The organism is Meridianimarinicoccus sp. MJW13, from assembly GCF_014901205.1.
Lineage (GTDB): Bacteria > Pseudomonadota > Alphaproteobacteria > Rhodobacterales > Rhodobacteraceae > Meridianimarinicoccus.
On sequence record NZ_JACNMU010000009.1, the window covers coordinates 171,698 to 196,895 of the forward strand.

Here is a 25,198-nt window from a genome sequence, read left to right on the forward strand (position 1 = left end):
CCCCCGGCTCAACGTCCCAAAAGGAAAGGAATATCCCATGTCTTTACTGAAATACGCCTCTGCCGCGCTGATCGGTGCCTGCCTTGCCACCGGCGCCAACGCCGCCGACATCACCCTGCGTCTGGCGCATCTGAACCCCGACGATCCCTTCGCCTCGCATTCGGGGGCCATGGCGGCGGTCTTTGCCTCGCTGGTGGAATCCAACTCCAACGGCCGGATCGAGGTGCAGGTCTTCCCCAACGGCCAGCTTGGCAAGGACAACGAGGTCATCGACCAAGTGCGCTCGGGCCTCGTGGAAAGCACGATTTCCTCGTCGGGCGGGATGGCGCAGCACTATCCGCTGGTCGGCGTCTTCGACATCCCCTTCGCCTTCCCCAACATCGGCGTGGCCTCCAAGGTGATCGACACCGACAGCTCCTTCGGAGAGGCCTTCGTGGCCGATCTGGAAAACAAGACCGGGCTTGAGGTGCTGGGCTTGCTGGATTCCGGTGGCTTCTTCGCCTTCACCTCGGGCAAGGCGCCGATCACCTCGGTCGAGGACATGGACGGTCAACGCATCCGCACCATGACCCTGCCGACCCATGAAACCATGGTTTCGTCGCTGGGCGGCCAGCCGACGCCGCTGCCCTGGGCCGAGGTCTATACCGCCCTGCAAACCGGCGTGGCCGATGGCCAGATGAACCCGGTGCCGATCATCGCCTTTGCCAAGTTCGACGAGGTGCAGAAATACCTGTCGGTCACGAACCACCTGATCACGCCCTACATCTGGACCATGAACGCCGAGTTCCTGGAAGGGCTGAGCGCCGAGGATCAATACCTGATCCGCTGGGCCGCCGATGTTGCCACCGACGCGGGCCGCGCCATGAGCCGGGTCATCGAAGCCTCGGATCGCGGGTTGCCCGCGCTGGCCGAGAAGATGGAGGTCAACGTGGTGACGCCCGAGGAACAGGCCCGATTCGCTGCCGCCGCCCAGCCCGCCGTGCGCGCCCTGATCGAAGACAGCTATGGCGCCGAGGGCATGGCCCTGCTGGACGCGATGCTGGCCTCGATCGACGAGGAACGCGGCAACTTCTGAGCCTTGCCAACCGGTCCGGGCGCCCCTTCAGTGCCCGGACCCCGCCCCGCACCGGGCATGACATTCGAGGATCCCATGACGATCGAGCTGACCCGCGGCCCGGACACCCCTGCCGCCTATACGCTGCGCCTGAATCCGGCCGCGGCCCCGAGAAACCCCTGGACCGCGGCGCAGAACGCGATCCTCAGCGACGCGGGCTTTGCCGCCGCGCGGGACACCATCGGCCATTGGCCGGGGTATGCGCCCACGCCGCTGGTGGCGCTGCCCGATCTGGCCGACCGGGCCGGGGTCGTCAGTCTGCACTACAAGGACGAAGGCGGGCGCTTTGGACTGGGCAGCTTCAAGGCGCTTGGCGGCGCCTATGCCGTTGCGCGGCTGCTGCAAGCGGAACTGGGCAAGGCCCTGGGCCGCAAGGTGACCATGGATGAGGTCACGCAGGTCGCCCATCCGGATCTGGCCGCGAAGATCACCGTGTGCTGCGCCACCGATGGCAACCACGGACGCTCGGTCGCCTGGGGCGCGCAAACCTTCGGCTGTGCTTGCGTCATCTTCATCCACGCCACCGTGTCCGAGGCCCGCAAGACCGCCATCGAAAGCTTCGGGGCCGAGGTGCGCCGCTGCGACGGCAACTATGACGACAGCGTGCGCGCAGCCCAGGACACCGCCCGGCACGAAGGCTGGTTCGTGGTCTCGGATACCTCCTATCCCGGCTACATGGAGGTGCCAAAGGACGTGATGCAGGGCTATGAGATCATGGCCGCCGAAGCCTTCGACGCGCTGGACCATCCGCCCACACACATCTTCCTGCAAACCGGCGTCGGCGGCATGGCCGCAGCGGTCACGGCACAAGCCAAGCGGCGCTGGGGCGATGCCCGCCCGGTGATCGTGCTGTGCGACCCGGATCTGTCCGCCTGTTTCCTGGAATCCTTCCGCGCCGGGAAACCGGCGGTGGTCGAAGGCGATCTGGACACGCTGATGGCCGGGCTGGCCTGTGGCGAGGTTTCGGCGCTGGCCTGGGCGGTGCTTGAGGAACACGCCGATGCCGTCATGGCGGTGACCGACGCCGCCGCCGTCGCCGCGATGAAACATCTGGCCTTCCCGAAGGGCGGTGACCCTGCCGTGGTGGCGGGCGAATCCGCCGTGGCCGGGCTGGCCGGGCTGCTGGCGCTGGCCGAGGATGCCGAGGCCCGAAGCCTGCTGCATCTTGGCCCCGACGCCCGCGTGCTGCTGTTCGGCACCGAAGGCGACACCGATCCCGCCCTTTACCAAGACCTCGTGGGCGCGCCCGCCGCCACCATCCGGCAGGGCACCGCATGACCCCCGAAATCTGCCCCGACCGCATGATGGCCCGTCTGACCGAACTGGGCCGCATCGGCGCGCTGGAGGGTGGCGGCGTCAGCCGCCTGGCGCTGACCGACGCCGACAAGGCCGGACGCGACTGGCTGGTCGCGGGGATGCGGGCGCTTGGACTGAGCGTCTTCATCGACGGCATCGGCAACATCTGGGGCATTCGGCCCGGCACCGGCGATGGCGCGCCGATCATGGTCGGCTCGCATATCGACACTGTGGCGACCGGCGGAATTTATGACGGTGCGCTCGGCGTGCTGGCCGGGTTGGAGGTCATCGCCGCCCTGAACGCCTGTGCGGCGCGCACCGAACACCCCGTCGCCGTGGCCGCCTTCACCAACGAGGAAGGCGCGCGTTTCGCCCCTGACATGATGGGCTCGGGCGTGCATCAGGGGGCGTTGGAACTGCAGCAGATGCTGGCGGTCACCGCCACCGATGGCAAGGGCGTGGTCAAGGAAGACCTGGACCGCATCGGCTATCGCGGTGACGCCGCCCCGATCACCCCGGCGGCCTTTCTGGAACTGCACATCGAACAGGGCCCGGTCCTGGAACAGGACGGGGTGCGTATCGGCGCCGTGACCGGCGTGCAGGGCATCCACTGGACCGAATTTACCGTGCACGGCCAGACCAACCACGCCGGCACCACGCCCATGGCCCTGCGCCGCGACGCCGGACAGGTGGCCATGCGCATCGCGCGGGAGGCCGACGCCATCGCCACCGACAACGGCCCGCCACAGGTGGCCACCGTGGGCGTCTTCGAGGTGTCCCCCGGATTGGTCAACGTGGTGCCCGACCGCGCCCGCCTGACCGTCGATCTGCGCAACACCGACGGCGCGGTGCTGGAGGCCGCCACCAGGCGGCTGACGGGTTTTGCCGAGGCCGCCGCCGCCGAGGCCGGGTGCACCCTGACCCATCGTCCGTTGGCCCGCTTTGCCCCCGTGGCCTTCGACGCGGGTCTTGTGGACAAGGTCGAGGCCGCCGCGACGGCGCGCCAGTTGTCCGTGAAAAGGATGCCCTCGGGCGCGGGCCATGACGCGCAGATGTTCGCGCCCAATTGTCCGACGGCGATGATCTTCATCCCCTCGCACAAGGGGCTCAGTCACAACGTGAAGGAACACAGCGACGAGGCCGATATCATCGCGGGCACGCAGGTGCTGCTCGATCTCGTGTGCGATTTGGCAGGGGTGGAAACATGAGCCGGAAATTCGTCGTGGCCGGGGCCCAGATGGGCCCGATCCAGCGCGGGGACAGCCGCGCCTCGGCGGTGGCGCGCATGTGCGCGCTGATGCGCGACGCCCATGCCCGTGGCGCGGAACTGGTGGTGTTTCCCGAACTGGCGCTGACCACCTTCTTCCCGCGCTGGTTCATGACCGACCGGGCCGAGATCGACGGCTGGTTCGAAGCCGCCATGCCCAATGCCAAGGTTCAGCCGCTGTTCGATCTAGCCCGCGAGCTGGGTATCGGCTTTCACCTGGGCTATGGCGAACTGACCCCCGAAGGGCGGTATTTCAACACCGCGATCCTTGTGGACGGGACCGGCGCCATCGTCGGCAAGTACCGAAAGATCCACCTGCCCGGCCACCGCGAGGATGAGCCCTGGCGCCCGTTCCAGCATCTGGAAAAACGCTATTTCGAAAAGGGCGATCTGGGTTTTCCGGTGTTCGACGCCTTTGGCGGCAAGCTGGGCATGTGCATCTGCAACGACCGGCGCTGGCCTGAAACCTGGCGGATGCTGGGGCTGGGCGGGGCCGAACTGGTGGTTCTGGGCTACAACACGCCGCTGCATTATCCGCCCGCGCCGGAACACGATCACCTGCAGTACTTCCACAACGAGTTGTCGATCCAGGCCGGATGCTACCAGAACGGTGTCTGGGCCGTGGCCGTCGCCAAGGCCGGGGTGGAGGAAGGCAGCGAGTTGATCGGCGGCAGCGTGATCGTCGCGCCCACCGGGGAAATCCTGGCCCGCGCCGCGACCAGCGGCGACGAGATCATCACCGCCGAGGTCGATCTGAACCGCTGTTCCGAAACCCGCGCCAATGTCTTCAACTTCGCCCTGCACCGCGAGCCGCAGGATTACGCCGCCATCACCGCCCCCAAGCCCAAGGGCTGACGGCTCCGGCCTACGGCTTCAACCCCTGGTCAGGTCCGGCAGGGTGACATCGCCCCAGATCGGCAGGTGATCCGACGCCACCTTGGCCAGCTTGCCCTGTTCGACCCCGGCATCGCGCAACGCGACCCCGGTGCTCAGGGCGATCCGATCCAGCCCCGCCATGGGCCGGGCGCTGTGGAAGGATCTGCCGGGGCTGATGACCTCGAACCCGTCGGCCAGCGGCTCCAGCCCGGCCGTGTCGGACCATTCGTTGAAATCGCCCAGGATCGCCGTGGCCCCGGCCCCGGTTTCGGCCAGATGGGCGCGGATGCGGGCCAGTTGTTCCAGACGATAAGGGCGCAGCAGCCCCAGGTGGGTGCCGACCACGGTCAGATGGCCCGTATCGGTGCCCACGTCGACCTGTACGGCACCGCGCGGCTCCAGCCCCGGCAGTTCGATGCGATCGACCCGGTGAATGGTCAGCCCGCGCCGCACCAGCACCGCGTTGCCGTGCCAGCCCAGGCTGACATCGTTGTCGGCCAGCCGGGCAATCTGGAAATCGGTGTCGCGCAACAGGGCTTCGACATCCATCGCCGTGGGCCGGTTGCCCAGACGCTTGTCGGCTTCCTGAATGGCGACGACATCGGCATCCAGACTGTTGATGACATCCAGGATCCGCCCCGGATCGCGGCGATAGTCCAGCCCCACGGCTTTGCGGATGTTATAGCTGGCAAGGCGAAGCTGTCGGGTCATCGGGGCATGTCCTGTTCGGGCCTCTTGGGCATAGGACGGCACGCCCGCGCAACGCAAGCCCCGTCCGGGCGCTGGTCACATGGGCCAGACCAGCAGGATCATCGGCACCGAGGTCGCGACCACGAGAATTTCCAGCGGCAGCCCCATGCGCCAGTAGTCGCCGAAGGAATAGCCCCCCGGCCCCAGGATCAGCGTGTTGTTCTTGTGACCGATGGGCGTAAGGAACGCGCAGGACGCCGCCACCGCAACCGCCATCAGGAAGGGATCTGGACTGACCTCCAGACTGCGGGCCATCTGGATGCCCACCGGGGCCGCGACAATCGCCGTCGCGGTGTTGTTCAGCACATCCGACAGGGTCATCGTCACCACCATCAGCACCGTTAGCACCGCCCAGGCCGGCCAGCCCGCGGTCAGCCCGACCAGCGCATTGGCGATCAGCGCCGTACCCCCCGCCGCATCCAGCGCCGCCCCCAACGGGATCATCGAGCCCAGAAGCACGATCACCGGCCATTCCACATGGTCATAGATATCCGACAGTGGCAGGATGCCGGTCAGCACATAGGCCACCACGACGATCCCCAGGGCCACCGGCAGATACACCAGCCCGATAGAAGCCAGCGCCACGGCGGCGGCAAAAATGCCGATGGCCAGCCAGACCTTGCTGGCGTCGGTGACGGCCAGTCCCCGGTCGGCCAGCGGCAAGGCACCCAGCCAGTCGGCCACCGCCTCGCCCTCGCCTTCCGGGGTCAGCAGCAGCAGGATATCGCCCGGCTCCACCGTGGTCTTGCGCACTTCCCTGGCAATCGAACGCCCCTGACGCGAGATGCCCAGAAGGATGGTGCGCTGGCGCCATGCCAGCCCGAGACTGCGGGCGGATTTCCCGACGATGCGCGCACCCTCGGGCACCACGACCTCGGTGATCGACAGACCCGCGCCCTCGGCGGACAGGCGTTTCTGGTCAACCTCATTGGCGAAATCCAGCCCCACGGTGGTGCGGAATTCGTCCAACGGCTCGGGCTGTGCCTCGATCACGATGGTGTCGCCGCTTTGCAGCAGGGTATTGCGCTGCGTGCCATAGCGGCGCTGGCCGTCCCGCACGAGGCCCAGGATGGCCACGTCATTCTTTTCGGCCGGTTCGTAAAGCTCGAACAACCGCTTGCCGATCAGCGGTGACTCCTCGGGCACCGACAGCTCGGCGATATAGTTCTTCACCGCCTGTCGGGCATCGGAAATCGCGCCCGCACCCTCGCGCTGCGGGATCAGCCGCCAGCCGACCAGCGCCACGAAGGCCAGCCCGACCAGCGCCGTGACCCCGCCGACCGGGGCGAAGTCGAACATGCGAAAGCCCTCGCCCAGCGTGTCCTTGCGGATGGTGGCCACGACGATATTGGGCGGCGTGCCGATCAACGTGACCATGCCGCCCAGGATGGTGCAAAACGACAGCGGCATCAGCGACAGCCGCACCGCGCGTCCGGCCTTTTTCGCGGTCTGGATGTCCACCGGCATCAGCAGCGCCAGCGCGGCCACGTTGTTCATGAAGGCCGACAGCACCCCGCCGATGGCCCCCATGAAGGTGATATGCGCGCCCAGCCCCCGCTCGGGATCGACCAGCGTGCGGGTGATCAACCCCACCGCGCCGGACCGGACCAGCCCCGCCGAGACGATCAGCACCAGTGCCACCACCATGGTTGCCGGGTGACCAAAGCCGGAAAACGCGTCTTCTGCCGGGATCGGCCCCAGCACCACGCCAAGGATCAGCGCCGAAAAGGCCACGAGATCATAGCGGAACCGCCCCCACAGCAACAGGGCGAACACAAAGCCGAACAGGCCGAACAGGATGATCTGGTCTGAAGTCATGCGTTAGTTGTACGACAAGCTGCGAACTCGGACCAGCGGGCAGCGCCATGGAAAATCGCATCGCCGGGCGCACCGCTTTGATAGCGTTAACAACTCAGTTGCCCGCCGCCGCATTTTGAGAGATACAGACGCCAACACAGGAGCAAGAAAATGACCAGTGTACTTGAACAACTCCGCGCCATGACCGTGGTGGTCGCCGATACCGGCGAAGTGGCGGCGGTAAAGCGCTATGAACCGGTGGATTGCACCACCAACCCCTCGCTGGTGCTGGCCGCCTCCAAGGATCCTGCCTCGGAAGAACTGATCGCGCGCGAGATCGCGGCCGGGCGCGCCAAGGGGCTGACGCCCGAACAGATCACCGCCACCCTGACCGTCGCCGTCGGGGCCGAGCTGACCAAGCTGGTGCCGGGCCGGGTATCGACCGAGGTCGACGCCTGCCTGTCGTTCGACACGCAAGCCTCGGTGGCGCGTGCCCATGACATCGTGGCCGACTATGCCGCGCGCGGTGTCGATAAAAGCCGCATCCTGATCAAGCTGGCCTCGACCTGGGAGGGCATCCGCGCGGCGGAAATCCTTCAGAAAGAAGGCATCGACTGCAACCTGACGCTGCTGTTCAGCATGGCGCAGGCGGTGGCCTGTGCCGATGCCGGTGCCTTCCTGATCTCGCCCTTCGTGGGCCGCATCACCGATTGGTACAAGGCCGCCGAAGGGGTCGAAGGCTATGCGCCCGACGAAGATCCGGGCGTGAAATCGGTGCGCAAGATCTATGACTATTACAAGTCGAACGGCATCGCCACGGTGGTCATGGGCGCGTCCTTCCGCAACGCGGGCCAGATCAAGGCGCTGGCGGGATGTGACAACCTGACCATCGCCCCTGCCCTTCTGGACGAGCTGTCGCGCGACGAGGCCGAGCTGCCCCGCGTCCTGTCGCCCGATGCCACCAGCGGCATGGCTCCGATCACCATGGACGAAGCCACCTTCCGCTGGGAGTTGAACGCCGACGCGATGGCGACCGAAAAGCTGGCCGAAGGCATCCGCAAGTTCGACGCCGACCACCGCAAGCTGATCGAGCTTGTCGCGGCCCGGTAAGACACACCGGGGCGGGTTCGGGCGGCAGATGCGCCCCGAACTCGCCTGAACCTAGTCCGGCCGTGATCCCGGCCTGACAATCAGCGCCGGGCGTGGGCATGGGCAAGATCCCCTCGGCAAGCGATGGATCACCAGAACCCCGCATGGGTGCGCAGGATCTGCGGTTCGAGTTCGGGAAACGGGCCCGACACCTGCACATCGCGCTGGCCGGCCGACAGCACCTGCCGGCAGGGCAGCGACATGGTCAGGTTCTCGGGATTGTCGCCGGTCAGTTCGGCCAGCCGCGCCTCGGTCATGCCAAAGACCACGCGGCCGATCCCGGCCCAATAGCATCCGCCCGCGCACATGCTGCAAGGCTCGACCGAGGTATAAAGCGTGCATCCGGCCAGAAACTCGGGGCCATGGGCTCGGGCGGCGGCGCGCGCCACGTTCAGCTCGGCATGGCCGGTGCCGCCGTCGGTGCTGTGGGTGTTGCCGCTCTCGAACAGGATGTTGCCCTCGGCATCCGCCAGAAGTGCCCCGAAGGGATGATTGCCCGAAGCACGGGACTCCAGGGCAAGATCGATTGTCCGTTGCAGGAGTTTGAGATCGTCGGGCATGGAGCCTCCGGGTTGGTTGCGGTCACACAATTCCTAGACCGATGCGGACCACGAGCAAAAGCGGAAAGACCTTGGCAAGACATCTGACACCGCGCCGGTCCCGGCTGGTGGGGGTGCCGGCCTGTCGATGCACATCCGGCTGATCGGCGACCACGGAAAACGCCGCCAACCCGGACGGGCGGCGGCGCGCTCAGATCCGGCGGGCCGGATGTCCGGCCCCTGTCCTCAGGCCAATGATCCCTTGTGACGGATGGCGCAGCCCACGACACCGGCCGCAGCCCCCACCGCGACCGCGATCAGCAGGTCATAGACGGCAATTTCCGCGAACGAGAAATGCGCGAAGATCAGCGTGTTCAGGATGCCGACGAAGCCGCCCATCGAGGCCGCCAGCGACCAGTTCCGCGTCATCATCCCAAGGGCAAGGCCCAGAATCCCCGGCAAACTGAGGATGTTTCCCGCGATGGTTCCAAAGAAATCAAGCATACCAGCCTTCCCAAGTAGATGTCTGTGCAACCGGCTGCCCGCGCGCTGCGGACAGCCGCCCGATGTGTCGGCCTATTCGGATTTTTCGCCCAGGAATCTGCGGATCGCGTGCAGATCGACGATCGAGCTTTGCGACAGTTCCGGTTCGCCGCCCAGCTCTTCCACGACCCGCTTGTATTCTTCCAGGTATCCCGGTGCCAGCGCATGGGCGATGCCCTGGTGGCAGTCGATGCAGGTCATGTTGTTGTCCAGCGCGCGCTGGTGTTCGGACGCCGCGCGGTTCTCCTGAGCGGTGAAATCCATGTATTCGAAGGCGTGGCAGTTGCGGCATTCGCGGCTGTCCGAGGCCTTCATCTTGCGCCAGACCGAGGCCGACATGTGCAACCGCCGATCCTCGTATTTCTCCTCGGTCGAGATCGTCCCCAGCAACTCGTGGTACACGTCCTTGGCGGCCATGATCTTGGCCTTGACCTTGTGGTTCCATTCCTTCGGAACGTGACAGTCGGGACAGGTCGCGCGCACGCCCGAATGGTTGTTGTAGTGGATGGTCTCGCGGTATTCGCCGAGGTTGGTTTCCATCGTGTGACAGGACACGCAGAATTCCTCGGTGTTGGTCAGTTCCAGCGACCAGTGGAAGCTGCCCCAGAACATGATGCCGGTCAGAAAACCCGCGATCAGAATGAAACCGATGCTGAGTATCCCGTTCGGGGTCCAGAACCGGTCCCACAAGCCAAGCAGGCCCTTGCGTCGTGTCTTGTCTTTTGGATCAGCCATGTTGGTGTCTCCTTGAACTCACCGGTTCAGCGCAGGTTCGCGGAAGGTTGAAAATCATTCCCGACCAGTTCGGGGGTGTTGGCTTGCGGCACATGGCACTGGTTGCAGAACCAGCGGGTTCCGGCGACCTGGTCCAGTTCGTTGCCGTCGCGATCCAGGTAATGGGTCATCGACAGGGTGGGCGCGCCACGCTCTCCGGCGTTGGTCCAGTCATGACAGCTCAGGCACTGGTTGGTGCGAAGGTCGATCTGGTACTGGCTGGCAGTATGCGGGATCAAGGGCGGCTGCTGGCGATAGTTTCGCACCATGCGGCCTTCGATCTGGCGTGGAACCTGGTCGAGCAGCTGTGGCTCGTCCACATCGGCGCCGCGAAGCGAGGTGACGCTTCCGGCCCCCTGCGCCACGGCCCATCCGGCCAGAGAAAGGGTTACGACCAGGGCGGAGACACCCGCAAGGACCTGCTTATTCATCTTTGTTCTCCGTTCTTCCGTTCAGGCGGCGTTTCTGGTGGCAGGGGGCGCTGCCGGTTCCGTGAGGGGGACGACACGTTGGTCGTAGCGATGGGTGAAGGCGAAGACATCCACCGAGCAGACATCAATGCAGCGCCCGCAGTTGGTACAGTCGGGCGAAAGGATGATCGGGGTCTCCCCCGGTTTTCCCTTCAGGGCAGGCGAGATCACCTGTTGTTCCGGGCAGACCGCGTAACAGTCCATGCAGTCGTCGCAGGCCTGCCGGTTGGCCGCGCTAACGCGCAGCAGGCTGCGGGCGCCAACAAGGCTGTAGAAGGCGCCGACCGGGCAGACATGCCCGCACCAGCCGCGCCGGGCGACCACCAGGTCGAACAGGAACACCGCCACGACCAGCGCCCAGGCAAAGCCCATGCCGAAGACAAGGCCGCGGTGCAGCATGGTGATCGGGTTGATCAACTCCCAGGCGACCGTGCCCGTGATCGCCGAGGCCGCCAGCACCGCGCCGAGGATCCAGAAGCGCGTGTTGCGCTTGGGCTGCCAGCCCTTCGGCATCCCCAGCTTGTCATGCAGCCAATGGGCGGCGTCGGTGACCGGGTTGATCGGGCACACCCACGAGCAATAGACCCGCCCGCCGATCAACCCATAGGCCACCAGCACGATGATCGCGCCCAGAAGGGCGGTGAATTCCGGCCAATGCCCGGCGACCATGCCTTGCAGCAACACCAGCGGATCGGTCAGCGGCAGCACCCCGAAGGTGCGCGACCCGGCCAGCGTGCCGGTGACCCACCACAGGCCGAACCACGGACCCAGCAGGAACAAGACCAGGAAAAATGCCTGGCTCAGACGCCGCAACAGCAAGAAGCGATGCGCACCGATCCAGCCTTTTTCGCGGATGGCCTCTTCTCCGACGGGCAGTCTTGTCTTGACGCTCATTGCCCTGCCCCCGGAAGCTTGAAGGCCGGGTCGAACCCGCCGGGCGCGACAAGATTGTCGGTGCCCGGTCCGGGCAGGCGGTCGGGCAGATCGATGATGCCTTCGACCACCGGCGCGCCCTTCAGTTCCTTTTCTTCCCAGCCCCTGCGGTAGTGTTCCGCCGAACTGCCACGGGCCAGCCGCATCGGCAGCACCTTGATCGTGGCTTCCGGCAGGACGCAGCTTTTCTCGCACATGCCGCAGCCGGTGCAGTGGTCCGCATGTACCGTGGGCGCAAAGATGGCGTGATGGCCCGACACCTCGTTGTGGCGCAACTCCAGCGTGATCGCCTTGTCGATCACCGGGCAGACCCGGTAACAGACATCGCAGCGCAGCCCGAGGAAGTTCAGGCAGTTTTCCTGATCCACCAGGACCGCGACCCCCATCTCGGCGTCGTCGATATCATCCAGCGCCGGGTCCAGCGCGCCGGTCGGACAGGCCGCCACGCAGGGGATGTCCTCGCACATTTCGCAGGGCACGTCGCGGGCGGTGAAATAGGGCGTGCCGGTGGCCGGCCCGTCTTCTCCCAGTTCCGCCAGCTTCAGGGTGTCATAGGGGCAATCCCGGACGCACAGCCCGCAGCGAATGCAGGCTGCCAGAAAGTCATCTTCTGGCAGGGCACCGGGCGGCCGCAACGCCTCGGCCGGCAAGGCGCGGGCGTCCCGCGCCAGATAGGTCAGACCCATCCCGGCAATTGCGCAACCGCCCGCCGCCCGCGCGGCGTCCCGAAGGAACCGGCGGCGGTCAGTTGAGCGTGGCTTTCCTCCTGCGGCAGGCATGGCGTCGCGTTCCTTGGCTCAAGTCCGGGCTCAGGCGCGCTCGACCTTGCAGGCGCATTTCTTGAAGTCGGTCTCTTTCGACAGCGGGCAGGTCGCATCCAGCGTCAGCTTGTTGATGAGCTGGCCCTCGTCGAACCACGGCACGAAGACCAGGCCGCGCGGCGGCTTGTTCCGGCCCCGTGTTTCCACCCGGCTCAACATCTCGCCCCGGCGCGAGGAGATCAGGATCTCCTGCCCCCGGCGCAGGTCGCGGTCGCGGGCATCGTCGGGATGCATATAGACCACGGCCGACGGGAAGGCGCGGTGCAGCTCGGGCACCCGGCGGGTCATAGACCCGGAATGCCAGTGCTCCAGCACCCGGCCCGTGCAGAGCCACAGGTCGAATTCCTCATCCGGAACTTCCGGGGCAGGCTCGAACGGGGCGAAGATGATCTTCGCACGGCCATCCGGGTTGCCATAGAACTCGACCCCCTTGCCTTCGCCGACATAGGAGTCATAGCCCTCGCGGAAGCGATAGAGCGTTTCCTTGCCGTCGACCACGGGCCAGCGCAGACCGCGGGCCTTGTGATACATCTCGAAGGGCGCCAGGTCGTGACCGTGGCCGCGCCCGAAGGCGGCGTATTCCTCGAACAGACCCTTCTGGACGTAATAGCCGAAATGCTCGGATTCGTCGTTGGCAAAGCCCTCGGCGGTCTCGGACACCGGGAACTGGTTGACGACACCATTCTCGAACAGAACCTCGTACAGGGTCTTGCCCGCATGTTCCGGCATCTTGGCCAGCAGTTCGTCGCCCCAGGCTTCCTCGACCGTGAAGCGCTTGGCAAATTCCATCAGCTGCCACAGGTCGGATTTCGCCTCGCCGGGCGCATCCACCTGCTGACGCCAGAACTGGGTGCGCCGCTCGGCGTTGCCATAGGCGCCTTCCTTTTCCACCCACATGGCGGTGGGCAGGATCAGGTCGGCGGACATGGCGGTCACCGTCGGATAAGGGTCCGACACGGCGATGAAGTTCTCCGGGTTGCGATAGCCCGGCAGACCTTCCTCGTTCATGTTCGGGGCGGCCTGCATGTTGTTGGTGCACTGCACCCAATAGGCGTTCAGAACCCCGTCCTTCAGCATCCGGTTCTGCAGCACCGCGTGGAAGCCCGGCTTCGGCGGGATGGTGCCTTCGGGGATGTTCCAGGCGGTTTCGCAGATCTCGCGGTGCTTGTCGTTGGCCACCACCATGTCGGCGGGCAGACGGTGGGCAAAGGTGCCGACTTCGCGCGCGGTGCCGCATGCCGACGGCTGGCCGGTCAGCGAGAACGGCGAGTTGCCGGGTTCGGAGATCTTGCCGGTCAGCAGGTGAACGTTGTACATCAGCCCGTTCACCCAGGATCCGCGGGTGTGCTGGTTGAAGCCCATGGTCCACAGGCTCATGACCTTGCGGTCTGGGTCGGCGTATTGCTGGGCCAGACGCTCGAGCTGCGCTTCGGGAACGCCGGAAATCTCGGACGCTTTCTCCAGCGTGTATTCGGACACCGACTCGGCGTACTCCTCGAAGGTCATGTCCGACAGCTTGCCCGAATCCGGGTTGGCCGCGGCCTGCTGCAGCTCATGCTCGGGGCGCAGGCCATAACCGATGTCGGTATCGGTCCGCTTGAAGTTCACATGGGCGTTGACGAAATCCCAGTTCACCGCGTCGTTCTGGATGATGTAATTGGCGATGTAGTTCAGGATCGCCAGATCGGCCTGCGGCGTGAAGATCATGCCGTTGTCGGCCAGTTCGAAGCTGCGATGCTCGTAGGTCGACAGAACGTGCACTTCGCAGCCCGGCTTGGTCAGGCGGGTGTCGGTCAGCCGCGACCACAGGATCGGGTGCATCTCGGCCATGTTCGAGCCCCAGAGCACGAAGGTGTCCGCATGTTCCAGATCGTCGTAGCAGCCCATCGGCTCGTCGATGCCGAAGGCGCGCATGAAGCCGACCACGGCCGAAGCCATGCAGTGCCGCGCGTTGGGATCGATGTTGTTGGAGCGGAAGCCGGCCTTCATCAGCTTGGCGGCGGCATAGCCTTCCCAGACCGTCCACTGGCCCGAACCGAACATGCCGACCGAGGTCGGGCCCTTCTTGACCAGCGCCTCTTTCCACTTCTCGGCCATGATGTCGAAAGCTTCGTCCCAGCTCACCGGCTCGAACTCGCCATTCTTGTCATAGACGCCATTGGTCTTGCGCAGCAGCGGCGTGGTCAGCCGGTCCTGCCCGTACATGATCTTGGACAGGAAATAGCCCTTGATGCAGTTCAGCCCGCGGTTCACAGGGGCATCGGGGTCGCCCTGGGTGGCCACGACACGGCCATCCTTGGTGCCGACCAGAACCGAACAGCCGGTGCCGCAGAAGCGGCAGGCGGCCTTGTCCCAGCGAATGTCGGGGGTCCGCACCTGCGCGGCGGCCTGGCCGCTTGCAAGGGGAATACCTGCGGCCGCAGCGGTGCTGGCGGCGGCGGTGGCTTTCAGGAATGTCCGGCGAGAGTCCGAAATGGTCATGCGTCTGTTCTCCGGCTTAGCGACTGGCGAGTGGGACCCGCTGGGAAAGGTCTTCGAAATGGTGATAGTTCAGCGTGACCGAAATCACGCCGGGGATCTGGTGAAGCGCCATGATCTGGTCAGAGGCGCGTTTGTCGTCGATGTCTTCCACCACCACGACGAATTTTCCGTCGTCGGTGGCGGCATGAACCTCGACCCCGGCCATGCCGGTCATTTCGGACCGGGCCGCATCGGCCTTGTCCTTTGCAACATGCACGAGGCATCCACAGATATTCAAACCGCGGCCTCCTTGTTCGTGATTTCCGGGTGATAGAAGTCGATGGCGCCAGTTGGGCAGGAATAAGCACATCCGCCGCACCCCGTGCATTGATCGAGGTCAACTACGGGCCGCGAACACCCTCCCAACGCCAAACGAAATGAAATTGCGGCAGGTTCGCAGGAATCCTGGCAGCTGCGGCAGGTGACGCCGTTCATCGACAGGCAATTGTCGGCAACCCGCGCCTTCCACGACCAGGCCGCGACCCGGTCCGGCATCAGGGCCTCGGTCGGGCAGGCCTCGGCACATTGCCCGCAAAACGTGCAGGCCCCGCGCGCGAAATCCACCACCGGACCATTGTCCGCATCGCGCACAAGGATGCCTTCCGGGCAGGCAGTAATGCAGTCGGCACAGCGCGTGCAGGCTTCCAGAAAAGCGGAAGACACGCCCGGCGGACGCATCACGGTGCGGGCGTCCGGCCCCACCCTTCCCCTCAGAAATTCCCTGCGACTTGTTGCGGTTGCCATTCAGCTGCCGACCTTTTTTCTTGCCTGGCGGGGCGACCGTTTTGCGGCTTGCGCCAGAATCCGACCCACCGGCCAAGGATGCACCATTTACGCTGCCCCCAAAAGGCCATCTTGTCGCATATCTTTAGATTTTCCGTCTGGTCATTTGACTTTACGCGGCACTGATCCCAAGTGTTTTTGTTGCCTTCCGCGGGGTAACACGCGATGGTTGCATCCCGGCGCGGACACCCTGTCAGCCTGCGGAATTCCCCCCGGTACAGGCCCACCCGTTCCGGTTTTCGACAGACCCCTGATCCGCATGATGAACCGGCCCCGCCCTGACCCGGCAAAGGTTGGTCAGAACACCCGCCACACAGGGCCAGGCGTGGGGGTCCTGGTGATCACCCCTGGATCAAGGCAGGATTGCGGTAAGCACCGGCCTGTGACCCTGCCCTTCCCTGCCCCGATGTGACACGCGCCCACGGCAGGCCCGTCACCTAAGCGCACTTCTGGAACCATCGGCACATCCGGGTCTTGTCACGATCCCCGATTCCTGATTTTCTTGTGCGCATTATATCTATTTTTTGCACACTACTGTGTTCTCCCGAAATCTCCGGCATTTGAACCGATAATCTCCCCTTATCAAAGCCCTTGAGACGATACGCCAAATCCCCCAAACTCTGCCCATGACACGCCCCTCCCCTGCCCCGCCACTGCTGCTGGCCGAGGCCGCCCAGCACCTGTCGCAAACCGATCGCGACGCGCTGCATGACCTTTACCTGCGCGGCACGCCCGACAATACCTTGCGCGCCTACGAACGTGATCTGGTCTATGTCACCGCCTGGAAAGCCGCCGCCTTCGACGCCCCGCTGGACTGGCCCGAGGCCGAGACCGTGGCCCTGCGCTTCATCCTCGATCACGCCCGCGACCTCAGCGAGGCGCCCCTGACCGACCCCGCCCGGATCACCGCCGAGACGCTGATCGACGCGGGTCTGCGCCGCCAGCTCACCTGCCCCGCGCCCTCGACGCTGGACCGTCGCATTGCCTCGTGGCGGGCCTTTCACGGCATGCGCAACCTCGCCAATCCGTTCGAGGCCCCGCTGGTGCGTCAGGCCCGCGCCAAGGCCCGCCGCGCCGCCGCCCGGCCCCCGGCCCCAAAATCCGCCCGCCCGATCACCCGCGACCTTCTGGAAGACCTTCTTGCCACATCCGGCCCCGGCCATCGCGGGTTGCGCGACCGGGCGCTGCTGCTGACCGGCTGGGCTTCGGGTGGCCGTCGCCGGTCCGAGCTGACCGGCCTGCATCGCGCCGACATCGATCTGGAGGATTTCGAGAAATCCGGCGTGGTCTGGATCCGCCTTATCGAGACCAAGACCACCACCAAGGGCGACACCCCGCGACTGGTCCTGAAGGGCCGCGCCGCGCGGGCGCTGGTGGCCTGGATCGACGCGGGCAAGATCACCGGCGGGCCGCTGTTTCGCGCCATCTCGAAATCCAACCGGGTGCTCAAGCGCGGGCTGGCCCCCGAGGCCGTGGCCCATATCCTGCGCCGCCTGCTGGTCGCTGCAGGCTATGCCCCGGATCACGCCAGCCCCCACGGCCTGAGGTCCGGCTTCCTGACCCAGGCCGCGCTGGATGGCGCCCCGATCCAGGCCGCGATGCGCCTGTCGCTGCACCGGTCTGTCTCGCAGGCACAACGCTATTACGACGACGTGGACATCACCGAGAACCCGGCAACCGACCTTCTGGATTGATCCGGACCCACGGTTTTCCCCGCAACCACCGGCCCAAAGAAAAACCCCGCCAGAGGCGTGAGCCAGTCCAGCGGGGTGTTTTCCAGGGCCGTAACCCGTGGGTTACGGCGGGCGATTTTCGGGTAACCCGTGGGTTACTCCACATCCAGCGGCTTGATGCGCGGCTCGATTGGCGGAGTGTCCTTCAGCGCCTCTTCGAACAGTCGCACGGCGCGTTCCAGCCGGTCGCGGGGAATGACGGTGAAGTCGCGCTTGCTGACAATCCGGCATTCACCATCCCGCGCGGTGACCTTCAAAGACCCGATGGCCAGTTCATACTTCTCGCGCCGTTGCGGACGCGCGGCCGTCTTTGCACCGTCCTTGCGCAACTTTTGGCCGTAGCTCAGGAAGCCCGCGATTTCCTCGGTCTGCTGATCCTCGGACACACAAGCCTCCAGCATCCGCCGCAGGGTGCCGGTGCGCTCGGGCTGCCCCTTCAGCATCCGCGCCAGATCCACGCCGGTGTTGCGCGAGATCGCCTTGGGCCACTTCACGGCCCCGTCCAACTCGGTCAGCAGGAACACGAAACTGCGGATGTAGGAGCGTTTCATCTTGTGCAGCGAGGCATAGAGCCGGCCCACCATCGCCTCGGCATCCTCGCCCTCGACCAGCGGATCGCGGGCGGCACTGATCGCCACCTGCGCCATCTCGGCAAAGGTCAGATCCTGCCGGATGACGTTTTCTTCCACCATGTCCACATAGCGCGACACGCGGTCCGGGGCTGTGCCATCATCGGTGCCCTCGATGCGCGCGGTGACGGTCAGAAAGGCGGTGTCGCCGGTTTCCTGAAACAGCTGGGTCAGGGCGGTCAGGCGGCGCCAGCCTTTCTTCAACTGATAGCGGCCACGGGCGTCGAGATAGACCTCGATGGGCTCGCGCTGGCCGCGCGCACGGATCGAGGCCTTGAGTTCCTCCATCTCTTCCGAAACCGCGACCTGATCCAGTTCCAGCCGGTCACGGGGCAGGTCGTCGGTATCGATCTCGGTGGTGCGCAGGTCCACCAGGATGCGGCCTTCGTCCTGTGCTGTCCGGAACGCCTTGGCGTCGGCGGCATTGCGGCGGCGCTGTTCGACCTTGGCCTCGGTGGATTGTTGTAGGCTTTCGGCGGCCTCGCGCACCGCCGCGCCCATGGGACCAACCGAGCGTTCGCGCCGGGGCGAGGGCGATGGGTCGAGCGTCCCGAACCCAAACTTGTTCTTGCCGGTCATCATGCGTCCTCCCGCATCCGTTGCGGCTGCGGCTGGTCTTGCCAGGCCGCCAGCAGGCTTTCCTTGAACTCGCCATAGGCACGGTCGAAACTTTGCCGCGCGCGTTTCCAGGTGTCGCGGGTCATCATCCGGTAGTCCTGTTCATAGACCGACATCTGGAAGCGGCCGGACTGTTCGACGGCGCGGGTCATCTCGATCGGGTGGCGGCAGACGTCGGCACCGAAGACGTTCTGGAAGGCACCCATCATCGCCACGTGCAGCGGGTTGGCGGCCTCGAACCGGGTCATCAGAAGGCGAATGTCGCGGAACCGTTTGGGCAGGGCGATGCCCGCATCCTCGGCCAGGTCTCCGAAGCCTTCCGATATGTCGGCCATGGCGTCGCCAAGCTGGCCCAGATAGCTGGTGGTGCTGTCGTATTCCCAGTAGCCGGGGCCGGAGGGGATATAGAGGATGTCGGCAGCGAAGGCGGCGTTGAGCGACTGGTAGCCGATGGCCGGCGGGCAGTCGAAGAGGATCAGGTCGTATTGGTCGTCGGGAAGCTCGTCCAGGTAGCGGGCGACGCAGCCGAAGAAACTCCACGCCTTGTGGACCGAGCGGTACTGGGCCGAGGCAAATTCCACGAAGGCGGCGTTGGCGCACGATGGAATGATGTCGATGGTCGGCCAGCAGGTTTTCTGGATGAAGTCCTGAAACCGTTGCGCGCCGATGGACTGCACATCCTCGGGCAGTTCGTCCGAAGCGGGGTAGGGGCAGTCGTCGGGATCGTCGTAGCTGGCGGCGATGCGGTCGGCCTCGCGGCACAGGTCGCGACACATGATGCCCCAGACCGTGTTCCATTCCTTGACCTCGACCAGCCCCATGGAGTGGGTCAGCGTGGCCTGCGGGTCGAAGTCGATGACAAGCACCCGGTAGCCGTCCAGGGCTGCGGCATTGGCCAGATGCTGGGCGACCACGGTCTTGCCGACGCCGCCCTTGAAGTTGGACACCGCCACCCGCATCGCCCGGCCCTTGGGACGGTCGGGCAGCAGGGTCTTGCCGCGGAAGCGGACGCGGCGGCGCAGCTCGTTGATCTCGTCGAGCGAGAACCAGCGCTGGCGGCCGTCTTCCTCGGTATGGCCTTGCGGCAGCGAGGGATCGTCGGCCAGCTTCTTGCGCAGGGTGTCGGCGGCGACATTGAACATGAAGGTGGAAATTTCCCAGATCGAGAAGGGGCGGAGGGATTTCACCTCGCCCGGGGAGAAGGTTGCCTTGCGCACCGCCGATTGCTGCGCAAGGCTGCGTTCGTTCATGGATTGGAGATCGGAATGGTCTCGCATATGGCCTGCCTCGTGTTTTTTCGTCTTGTTTTCTGAATAACGGGATTTCTTGATTTTGGCAAAACCGGAATTTGCAGATCAATTATTGCAGGAGATTGCCGCAGGCCAAGGGGGTTTGCGGGTCAAAGCGGCGGATTTGGGCAGATTTGGTGACAGGCAGGGCGGAATCCGGCAAGATATGGTGACACCAACAGGCCAATAGGGTGACAGGCAAGGTGTCCCCCTTCTCCTTTAATCCCTAAACAATCTTTCTTTTGAGGGTTTTGCCGGGAAATCCCGAATTTCGCGCGGAATTGACAAATTACGGGAATTCATGCCTATTCTGGTCTCAGATGGAATCGGGGCGAGAAACGACCTCTGATCCGTGAGGCAGTGTAGAGGCAGCGCATGTTCGAAGCCAAGCGCATCGCCGGCCCTGGGGCCGGAGTGATGAAGTATGACCTGTTGACGGCCCTGAGTGCTGCGGCGCTGAGAGGGTCTGTCACCGAGCAGACCTCGGTGCTGCGGCTCGTGGCGCTGGTCACCGCCCGCTACAACTGGGTGCGGGACGAGCTGAGCAGCGGTCAGGAGGAGATGGCGCGGATCTGGGGCGTCACCCTGCGCACCGCCAAGCGCGAGGTCAAACGGTTGATCGACATGGGGCTGCTGATCTTGCTGAAGGCCGGGGTGCGCGGACGGGTTGGCCGCTATCGCCTGTCGCGGCCCGGCATCGTCGCCTATTCGCGGACCATCTGGCCCGAGGTCGGCCCAGATTTCGAAGGCCGGATGCAGGAGGTGACGGGGCAGGGGCCGCGTGAGGATCCGCCCACGCCTGAAACCAAGGTGGTTCAGGTCAGCTTCGGCGGGGAAGATGTGCCGGGGCAAGGGCGCTGGGGCCGGGTGCAGGCGCGGTTGCGCACGGCGGCGCCGGAAGCCTATGCCAACTGGTTCCGCCGTCTTGTGCTGGCCAGTGCCGAGCGCGGCATCGTCACGGTGATGGCGCCCAATCCCTTCGTGCGGGACTATGTGACGGTACATCTGCAGGGCCAGTTGATGCAGGCGGTGGCGGCCGAGTTTGGCGATGTGCAACGGCTGGACGTGATTGCCGGGTGAGTGCGTCCCTTTGGTTCGCCGAAGGAAACCAAATACCGCCCGAATCGTGATATTCGTTTTTCTGTTTTTTGATTCTCGATTTGGCGTCGTGCGCGGTCCGATAGTCGTGGCCACAGCCGTCGCGGGCAGGGCTGGATGCGGTATCGCAAGGACATTGACGGGCTGCGCGCAGTGGCGGTGGCGCCGGTCATCCTGTTTCACGCCGGTATTCCGGGATTTGCGGGCGGCTATGTCGGGGTTGACGTGTTCTTCGTCATCTCGGGCTTTCTCATCACCTCGATCCTGCTGGAGGACCTGCAAGGGGACCGGTTTTCGATCGTGCGGTTCTACGAGCGGCGGGCGCGGCGCATCCTGCCGGCGCTGGTGTTCGTCTGCCTGTGCTGTCTGCCATTGGCCGCGACGATCATGGTGCCGCAGGAGATCGCGGAGTTCAGCGCCAGCCTGCGCGCGGTGGCGCTGTTTTTCTCGAACGTCCACTTCTGGCTGAACAGCGGTTATTTCGACACCGCAGCGGAATTGCGGCCCCTGCTGCACACCTGGAGCCTGGCGGTAGAGGAGCAGTTCTACATCCTGTTCCCGCCGTTCCTGTGGCTGGTCTGGAAGCTGGGCCGCCACGGGGCCGTGGCGGCGGTGACGGTGGTGGTTCTGGGCAGTCTGGTGCTGAGCCAGATGATGGCGCCGCGCTTTCCGCTGGCCAATTTCTTCCTGCTGCCCAGCCGGGCGTGGGAACTTGGCATCGGGGCCTTGTGCGCCTTCGCCGTGCAGGGCGGACGGGTGCGGGCCAGCCCCTGGGCACCCTGGGTCGGGCTGGCGATGATCGGCGCGGCGGTGGCGCTGTTTGACGAGACCACGCCGTTTCCGTCGGTCTACGCGCTGCTGCCGGTGCTGGGCACGGCGCTGGTGATCCTGTACGGCGGCGGGTCCGGGGGGGCTGTGCGGCTGCTGAGCTTGCGCCCGGTGGTCGGGCTGGGGCTGATCAGCTACAGCGCCTATCTGTGGCACCAGCCGCTGTTTGCCTTTGCCCGCATCGGCAGTGTCACCCCGCCCGGTCTGGGCGTCATGCTGGGGCTGAGCCTGCTGGCGGTGGTGCTGGCGGCGCTGAGCTGGCGTTTTGTCGAGCAGCCGTTCCGCCATGGCGGCGCGCCCCTGCTGGCGCGGCGGTCGCGGCTGTTCGGGGTGTCGGCCCTGAGCCTGGCGGCGCTGCTGCTGGCGGGGCAGGCGGGGGTGGCCACGGGCGGCTGGCGCGATCTGTGGATGCGGCTGTCGCCGCCCGATCTGGTGGCCAATTATCGCCTGATCGAGGCCGTCGAGAAGGAATCCCCCGACCGCGACGCCAAAGATTGCCTGTTCCATGTGGCGCGGCCCGAACCCACAGATCCGCAACTGCAGGCCTGTTTCGATCTTCACGGGCCGGGGGTGGCGATTCTGGGCGACAGCCACGGGATGGACCTGTTCAACGCCATCGAGACCACCACCGGCGCGCCCTTCGTCGCCAGTTTCGCCGAGGGCGGCTGCCGCCCGCACACGCCGCGCCATTTCTGCCGGTTCAAGGAGTTTCTGGCCCTGCTGGAGGCGCAGCCGGAGCTGTTCAAGCTGGTGATCTTCGAGCAGGCCGGGTTCTACCTGATGCAGGGCGAGGGCTATGACCACGGCCAGCGCGGGATGCTGGCGGATCTGCCCATCGATGTGCCGGTGCCGGACTTTATCCCCAACACAGACTGGATCGACCGCAACATCGCCTATCTGGAGCAGGTGGCGGCGCGCACCCGGCTGGTCTGGTTCGGCCCGCGGCTGGAGCCGCATTTCCCGGCGCGGATGATCCTGCGGGCGGGTTGCACTTATCCCTATGCGCTGCGTGACAACCAGCGCGCGGTGTTCGACCGGCTGGAGGCCGAGATCGAGGCGCGGCTGGCGGGAACACAGATCGAATACCTGTCGCAGAACCGGCTGGCGGCATTTTCCTTCCCCGAGGACCTGATGAGTTGCGACGTGATCTACTGGTCCAGCGGCGATCATTTCAGTGCGGCGGGCGAGCGTTATTTCGGCACCCGGTTCCGCCTGCCGGAACGGCTGCTGGAGGCCGCGCCGGACGGCTCGTGACCCCGCGCGGGACATGAAAAGGCCCGGCCGTCGCGAAACGGCCGGGCCTGTCAGGCAGGGCAGGGGAGTCAGTCCGAGATCGACCCTTCCTCGTCGCGGCGCTCGTGCATCTTCGATTTCACCTTGCGGCCGACGATGAGGGGCAGGATGAAGCCGATGGTGGCGAACAGCCACAGGCCGATGGACAGCGGGCTGTCGATCAGGGTCCACCAGTCGCCGTTGTCGATGGTGATGGCGCGGCGCAGGTTGTTCTCCATCGAGTTGCCCAACAGCGTGCCGAGGATGATCGGAACCAGCGGCACGTCAAGCTTGCGCAGAACCCAGCCCATGACCCCGAAGCCGATCATCACCACAAGGTCGAAGGACGACCCCGAAATGCCGTAGATGCCGACGAAGGACACCATGGCCACCACCGGCATCAGGATGCGCGGTGGCACCATCAGCACGCGGGTGAACAGGCCCACCATGGGGATGTTCATGGCCAGCAGCATGAAGTTGGCGATGAACAGCGCCGCGATCAGGCCCCAGACCACATCGGGGTTCTGGGTGAACAGCAGCGGGCCGGGGGTGATGTTCAGCGCCAGCAGCACCGCCAGCAGCACCGCCGTGGTGCCCGAGCCCGGAACGCCCAGAGCCAGCATCGGCACCAGCGCGCCACCGGCGGCGGCATTGTTGCCGGCCTCGGGCGCGGCCACGCCGCGCGGATCGCCCTTGCCGAAGGTCTTGCCGTCCTTGTCCACCAGCCGCTTTTCCAGCGAGTAGGAGATGAAGGAGCCCAGCGAGGCACCGGCCCCCGGCAGCACGCCCGCCAGGAAGCCCAGCACGGTGGAGCGCGCCATGGTCGGGGCGGTGTCCTTGAGCATCTTCATCGGCGGCGTCAGGCGGCCGATCTTCACCGGGGCCGAGGCATCGGCCTCGCCGTGGCGTTTTTCGAGGAAGATGAAGACCTCGGACAGGGCGAACAGGCCGACGATGGCCACCAGAAAATCCAGCCCGTCATACAGGTGCACTTCGCCGAAGGTGAAGCGCGGCACGCCGGTCTGGGTATCGACGCCGACCATCGCAAGGCCAAGGCCAAGCGCGGCGGCAAAGGCCGATTTCGCCTGGTTGGTCGAGGACACGCCGCCCAGCGTCATGAAGGCCAGCGCGAACAGGGCGAAATATTCCGCCGGGCCGAACAGCAGGGCGATCTTGACCAGCTGCGGCGCCAGGAAGATCAGCCCCCAGGTGGCAAAGAAGGCACCGACGAAAGACGCGATGCCAGAAAGCGACAGCGCCTGACCGGCCATGCCCTTCCTGGCCATCGGGTGGCCGTCCAGACAGGTCATCATCGCCGGTTCATCGCCGGGAATGTTGAGCAGGATCGACGAGATCCGGCCGCCGTACATGGCGCCGTAATAGACCGAGGTCAGCAGGATCAGCGAGGGCGTCGCGCCAAGGCCGAGGGTGAAGGCGAGCGGGATCAGGATGGCGACGCCGTTGGAGGGGCCAAGCCCCGGCAGCGCGCCCATGATGGTACCCAGGAAACAGCCCAGAAGGGCCAGCAGGATGTTCTGCCACGTCAGTGCGATGGCAAAACCGTCGGCAAGGGATGCAAGTGTGTCCATGACGTACCTCTCAGAACCCCAGCGGGCCGCGGGCCAGCGACAGGCCGAGCACCATGTGGAAGATGACGTAGATGCCCAGCGAGGTGCCGATCCCGGTCACCACCGAGGCGATCAGGCCGGAGCCGAGCCGCCAGGTCAGATAGGTGGCGGCAAAGGCGGTGGCGATGACGAAGCCGATCTCGGGCAGAAGCTCGGCGTACAGGATCATGACGACGACGGCGGCCAGAACTTCGGCCAGGCGGGGCAGGGCGGGCCATTCGGGTTCGGGGTCGGGCTTCAGGGCGATGACGATCGAGCTGAGACCGAGCACGGTGGCGATGATCAGCGGGAAGGCTTTGGGACCGACGGCGTCGGAAAGAAAGCTCTCTTCGATCGCGAAGGCGGCCAGGGCGAAGCCGATCGCGAGAAGCAGGCCGACCACGCCGAAGATGCGATCACTCATGGGGATCTCCTTTTCGGGGCAGGGCAGGATGGGGGGCGGGGAAGGCAGCAGGGGGCCGGGCGCCGCGA

23 protein-coding genes are annotated in these 25,198 nt (G+C 65.5%); 8 read left to right on the forward strand and 15 right to left on the reverse strand.

Going from position 1 to position 25,198, the window contains the following annotated elements; all coding sequences use genetic code 11:
* Positions 1 to 37: 37 nt before the first annotated feature.
* The 4 genes from H8B03_RS16550 to H8B03_RS16565 all read left to right on the forward strand — a co-directional run bounded on the left by H8B03_RS16550 (position 38) and on the right by H8B03_RS16565 (position 4,532).
* Positions 38 to 1,075 (forward strand): DctP family TRAP transporter solute-binding subunit, encoded by a 1,038-nt coding sequence (locus tag H8B03_RS16550; RefSeq protein ID WP_193143001.1) that lies wholly within the window; start codon positions 38 to 40, stop codon positions 1,073 to 1,075.
* A gap of 75 nt (positions 1,076 to 1,150) precedes the next feature.
* Positions 1,151 to 2,392, forward strand: coding sequence for a diaminopropionate ammonia-lyase (locus tag H8B03_RS16555; protein WP_193143002.1), 1,242 nt, complete (start codon positions 1,151 to 1,153; stop codon positions 2,390 to 2,392).
* Entirely contained in the window at positions 2,389 to 3,618 is a 1,230-nt protein-coding gene (locus H8B03_RS16560) for a M20 family metallo-hydrolase (protein WP_193143003.1), read from the forward strand. The genes H8B03_RS16555 and H8B03_RS16560 overlap by 4 nt, the downstream gene beginning before the upstream one ends.
* Positions 3,615 to 4,532: an N-carbamoyl-D-amino-acid hydrolase gene (locus tag H8B03_RS16565; RefSeq protein ID WP_193143004.1), complete on the forward strand. Its 918-nt coding sequence runs from the start codon at positions 3,615 to 3,617 to the stop codon at positions 4,530 to 4,532. The genes H8B03_RS16560 and H8B03_RS16565 overlap by 4 nt, the downstream gene beginning before the upstream one ends.
* 18 nt (positions 4,533 to 4,550) lie before the next feature.
* Here H8B03_RS16565 and H8B03_RS16570 read toward each other — a convergent pair whose 3' ends face one another.
* A complete protein-coding gene (locus H8B03_RS16570; RefSeq protein WP_193143005.1) occupies positions 4,551 to 5,264 on the reverse strand; it encodes an endonuclease/exonuclease/phosphatase family protein in 714 nt (237 codons plus the stop codon).
* 75 nt (positions 5,265 to 5,339) lie between these two features.
* The gene (locus tag H8B03_RS16575) at positions 5,340 to 7,121 is read right to left on the reverse strand and encodes an SLC13 family permease (RefSeq protein WP_193143006.1); all 1,782 of its coding nucleotides are present in this window, start codon (positions 7,119 to 7,121) and stop codon (positions 5,340 to 5,342) included.
* Between the two features lie 150 nt (positions 7,122 to 7,271).
* On the opposite strand from H8B03_RS16575, the gene tal reads away from it, so the two are divergent.
* Positions 7,272 to 8,210 (forward strand): transaldolase, encoded by a 939-nt coding sequence (gene tal, locus H8B03_RS16580; protein WP_193143007.1) that lies wholly within the window; start codon positions 7,272 to 7,274, stop codon positions 8,208 to 8,210.
* A 128-nt stretch (positions 8,211 to 8,338) separates the two neighbouring features.
* Here the strand turns inward: tal and H8B03_RS16585 are convergent, their stop codons facing one another.
* From H8B03_RS16585 to napF, 9 genes are all read right to left on the reverse strand, one after another.
* Entirely contained in the window at positions 8,339 to 8,809 is a 471-nt protein-coding gene (locus H8B03_RS16585) for a nucleoside deaminase (protein ID WP_193143008.1), read from the reverse strand.
* 225 nt (positions 8,810 to 9,034) lie between these two features.
* Positions 9,035 to 9,292, reverse strand: coding sequence for a hypothetical protein (locus tag H8B03_RS16590; RefSeq protein ID WP_193143009.1), 258 nt, complete (start codon positions 9,290 to 9,292; stop codon positions 9,035 to 9,037).
* Between the two features lie 72 nt (positions 9,293 to 9,364).
* Entirely contained in the window at positions 9,365 to 10,066 is a 702-nt protein-coding gene (locus tag H8B03_RS16595) for a NapC/NirT family cytochrome c (protein WP_193143010.1), read from the reverse strand.
* A 26-nt stretch (positions 10,067 to 10,092) separates the two neighbouring features.
* Entirely contained in the window at positions 10,093 to 10,536 is a 444-nt protein-coding gene (locus H8B03_RS16600; RefSeq protein ID WP_193143011.1) for a nitrate reductase cytochrome c-type subunit, read from the reverse strand.
* A gap of 21 nt (positions 10,537 to 10,557) precedes the next feature.
* Entirely contained in the window at positions 10,558 to 11,469 is a 912-nt protein-coding gene (gene napH / locus H8B03_RS16605) for a quinol dehydrogenase ferredoxin subunit NapH (RefSeq protein ID WP_193143012.1), read from the reverse strand.
* On the reverse strand, positions 11,466 to 12,287 hold the full coding sequence (gene napG, locus H8B03_RS16610; protein WP_193143013.1) for a ferredoxin-type protein NapG: 822 nt from the start codon (positions 12,285 to 12,287) through the stop codon (positions 11,466 to 11,468). The genes napH and napG overlap by 4 nt, the downstream gene beginning before the upstream one ends.
* A gap of 30 nt (positions 12,288 to 12,317) precedes the next feature.
* Positions 12,318 to 14,810: a nitrate reductase catalytic subunit NapA gene (napA, locus tag H8B03_RS16615; protein ID WP_193143014.1), complete on the reverse strand. Its 2,493-nt coding sequence runs from the start codon at positions 14,808 to 14,810 to the stop codon at positions 12,318 to 12,320.
* Positions 14,811 to 14,826: 16 nt separating this feature from the next.
* Positions 14,827 to 15,066, reverse strand: coding sequence for a chaperone NapD (locus H8B03_RS16620; protein WP_394355483.1), 240 nt, complete (start codon positions 15,064 to 15,066; stop codon positions 14,827 to 14,829).
* A 17-nt stretch (positions 15,067 to 15,083) separates the two neighbouring features.
* Complete coding sequence (gene napF, locus H8B03_RS16625) at positions 15,084 to 15,593, reverse strand: ferredoxin-type protein NapF (protein ID WP_193143016.1); 510 nt, start codon at positions 15,591 to 15,593, stop codon at positions 15,084 to 15,086.
* 665 nt (positions 15,594 to 16,258) lie between these two features.
* Between napF and H8B03_RS16630 the strand changes: the two genes are divergently transcribed.
* The gene (locus tag H8B03_RS16630; protein WP_193143017.1) at positions 16,259 to 17,326 is read left to right on the forward strand and encodes a tyrosine-type recombinase/integrase; all 1,068 of its coding nucleotides are present in this window, start codon (positions 16,259 to 16,261) and stop codon (positions 17,324 to 17,326) included.
* Positions 17,327 to 17,460: 134 nt separating this feature from the next.
* On the opposite strand, the gene H8B03_RS16635 is transcribed toward H8B03_RS16630, so the two are convergent.
* On the reverse strand, positions 17,461 to 18,573 hold the full coding sequence (locus tag H8B03_RS16635) for a ParB N-terminal domain-containing protein (protein WP_193143018.1): 1,113 nt from the start codon (positions 18,571 to 18,573) through the stop codon (positions 17,461 to 17,463).
* Positions 18,573 to 19,889 carry an AAA family ATPase gene (locus H8B03_RS16640; protein WP_193143019.1) on the reverse strand — a complete coding sequence of 439 codons (1,317 nt, stop codon included), beginning with the start codon at positions 19,887 to 19,889 and terminating at the stop codon, positions 18,573 to 18,575. Before H8B03_RS16640 ends, H8B03_RS16635 begins: the two co-directional genes overlap by 1 nt.
* A 387-nt stretch (positions 19,890 to 20,276) precedes the next feature.
* Here H8B03_RS16640 and H8B03_RS16645 point away from each other — a divergent pair, with 387 nt between their 5' ends.
* Both H8B03_RS16645 and H8B03_RS16650 read left to right on the forward strand, forming a co-directional pair.
* Entirely contained in the window at positions 20,277 to 20,981 is a 705-nt protein-coding gene (locus H8B03_RS16645) for a DnaA N-terminal domain-containing protein (protein WP_193143020.1), read from the forward strand.
* A gap of 135 nt (positions 20,982 to 21,116) precedes the next feature.
* Entirely contained in the window at positions 21,117 to 23,081 is a 1,965-nt protein-coding gene (locus H8B03_RS16650) for an acyltransferase family protein (RefSeq protein ID WP_193143021.1), read from the forward strand.
* Between the two features lie 68 nt (positions 23,082 to 23,149).
* On the opposite strand, the gene H8B03_RS16655 is transcribed toward H8B03_RS16650, so the two are convergent.
* Together H8B03_RS16655 and H8B03_RS16660 are read right to left on the reverse strand one after the other, a co-directional pair.
* Complete coding sequence (locus H8B03_RS16655) at positions 23,150 to 24,688, reverse strand: tripartite tricarboxylate transporter permease (RefSeq protein ID WP_193143022.1); 1,539 nt, start codon at positions 24,686 to 24,688, stop codon at positions 23,150 to 23,152.
* A gap of 10 nt (positions 24,689 to 24,698) precedes the next feature.
* Positions 24,699 to 25,130 (reverse strand): tripartite tricarboxylate transporter TctB family protein, encoded by a 432-nt coding sequence (locus H8B03_RS16660; protein WP_193143023.1) that lies wholly within the window; start codon positions 25,128 to 25,130, stop codon positions 24,699 to 24,701.
* Positions 25,131 to 25,198 lie beyond the last annotated feature (68 nt).

Bases quoted from the DNA above. Each gene is read 5' to 3' on its own strand.
- tal (WP_193143007.1), top strand. From the start codon at position 7,272: ATGACCAGTGTACTTGAACAACTCCGCGCCATGACCGTGGTGGTCGCC.
- H8B03_RS16575 (WP_193143006.1), bottom strand. From the start codon at position 7,121: ATGACTTCAGACCAGATCATCCTGTTCGGCCTGTTCGGCTTTGTGTTC.
- H8B03_RS16650 (WP_193143021.1), top strand. From the start codon at position 21,117: ATGCGGTATCGCAAGGACATTGACGGGCTGCGCGCAGTGGCGGTGGCG.
- H8B03_RS16590 (WP_193143009.1), bottom strand. From the start codon at position 9,292: ATGCTTGATTTCTTTGGAACCATCGCGGGAAACATCCTCAGTTTGCCG.
- H8B03_RS16595 (WP_193143010.1), bottom strand. From the start codon at position 10,066: ATGGCTGATCCAAAAGACAAGACACGACGCAAGGGCCTGCTTGGCTTG.
- H8B03_RS16635 (WP_193143018.1), bottom strand. From the start codon at position 18,573: ATGACCGGCAAGAACAAGTTTGGGTTCGGGACGCTCGACCCATCGCCC.
- napH (WP_193143012.1), bottom strand. From the start codon at position 11,469: ATGAGCGTCAAGACAAGACTGCCCGTCGGAGAAGAGGCCATCCGCGAA.
- H8B03_RS16560 (WP_193143003.1), top strand. From the start codon at position 2,389: ATGACCCCCGAAATCTGCCCCGACCGCATGATGGCCCGTCTGACCGAA.
- H8B03_RS16570 (WP_193143005.1), bottom strand. From the start codon at position 5,264: ATGACCCGACAGCTTCGCCTTGCCAGCTATAACATCCGCAAAGCCGTG.
- H8B03_RS16600 (WP_193143011.1), bottom strand. From the start codon at position 10,536: ATGAATAAGCAGGTCCTTGCGGGTGTCTCCGCCCTGGTCGTAACCCTT.
- H8B03_RS16660 (WP_193143023.1), bottom strand. From the start codon at position 25,130: ATGAGTGATCGCATCTTCGGCGTGGTCGGCCTGCTTCTCGCGATCGGC.
- H8B03_RS16565 (WP_193143004.1), top strand. From the start codon at position 3,615: ATGAGCCGGAAATTCGTCGTGGCCGGGGCCCAGATGGGCCCGATCCAG.
- napF (WP_193143016.1), bottom strand. From the start codon at position 15,593: ATGGCAACCGCAACAAGTCGCAGGGAATTTCTGAGGGGAAGGGTGGGG.
- H8B03_RS16585 (WP_193143008.1), bottom strand. From the start codon at position 8,809: ATGCCCGACGATCTCAAACTCCTGCAACGGACAATCGATCTTGCCCTG.
- H8B03_RS16645 (WP_193143020.1), top strand. From the start codon at position 20,277: ATGTTCGAAGCCAAGCGCATCGCCGGCCCTGGGGCCGGAGTGATGAAG.
- H8B03_RS16630 (WP_193143017.1), top strand. From the start codon at position 16,259: ATGACACGCCCCTCCCCTGCCCCGCCACTGCTGCTGGCCGAGGCCGCC.
- H8B03_RS16640 (WP_193143019.1), bottom strand. From the start codon at position 19,889: ATGCGAGACCATTCCGATCTCCAATCCATGAACGAACGCAGCCTTGCG.
- napA (WP_193143014.1), bottom strand. From the start codon at position 14,810: ATGACCATTTCGGACTCTCGCCGGACATTCCTGAAAGCCACCGCCGCC.
- H8B03_RS16555 (WP_193143002.1), top strand. From the start codon at position 1,151: ATGACGATCGAGCTGACCCGCGGCCCGGACACCCCTGCCGCCTATACG.
- H8B03_RS16655 (WP_193143022.1), bottom strand. From the start codon at position 24,688: ATGGACACACTTGCATCCCTTGCCGACGGTTTTGCCATCGCACTGACG.
- napG (WP_193143013.1), bottom strand. From the start codon at position 12,287: ATGCCTGCCGCAGGAGGAAAGCCACGCTCAACTGACCGCCGCCGGTTC.
- H8B03_RS16550 (WP_193143001.1), top strand. From the start codon at position 38: ATGTCTTTACTGAAATACGCCTCTGCCGCGCTGATCGGTGCCTGCCTT.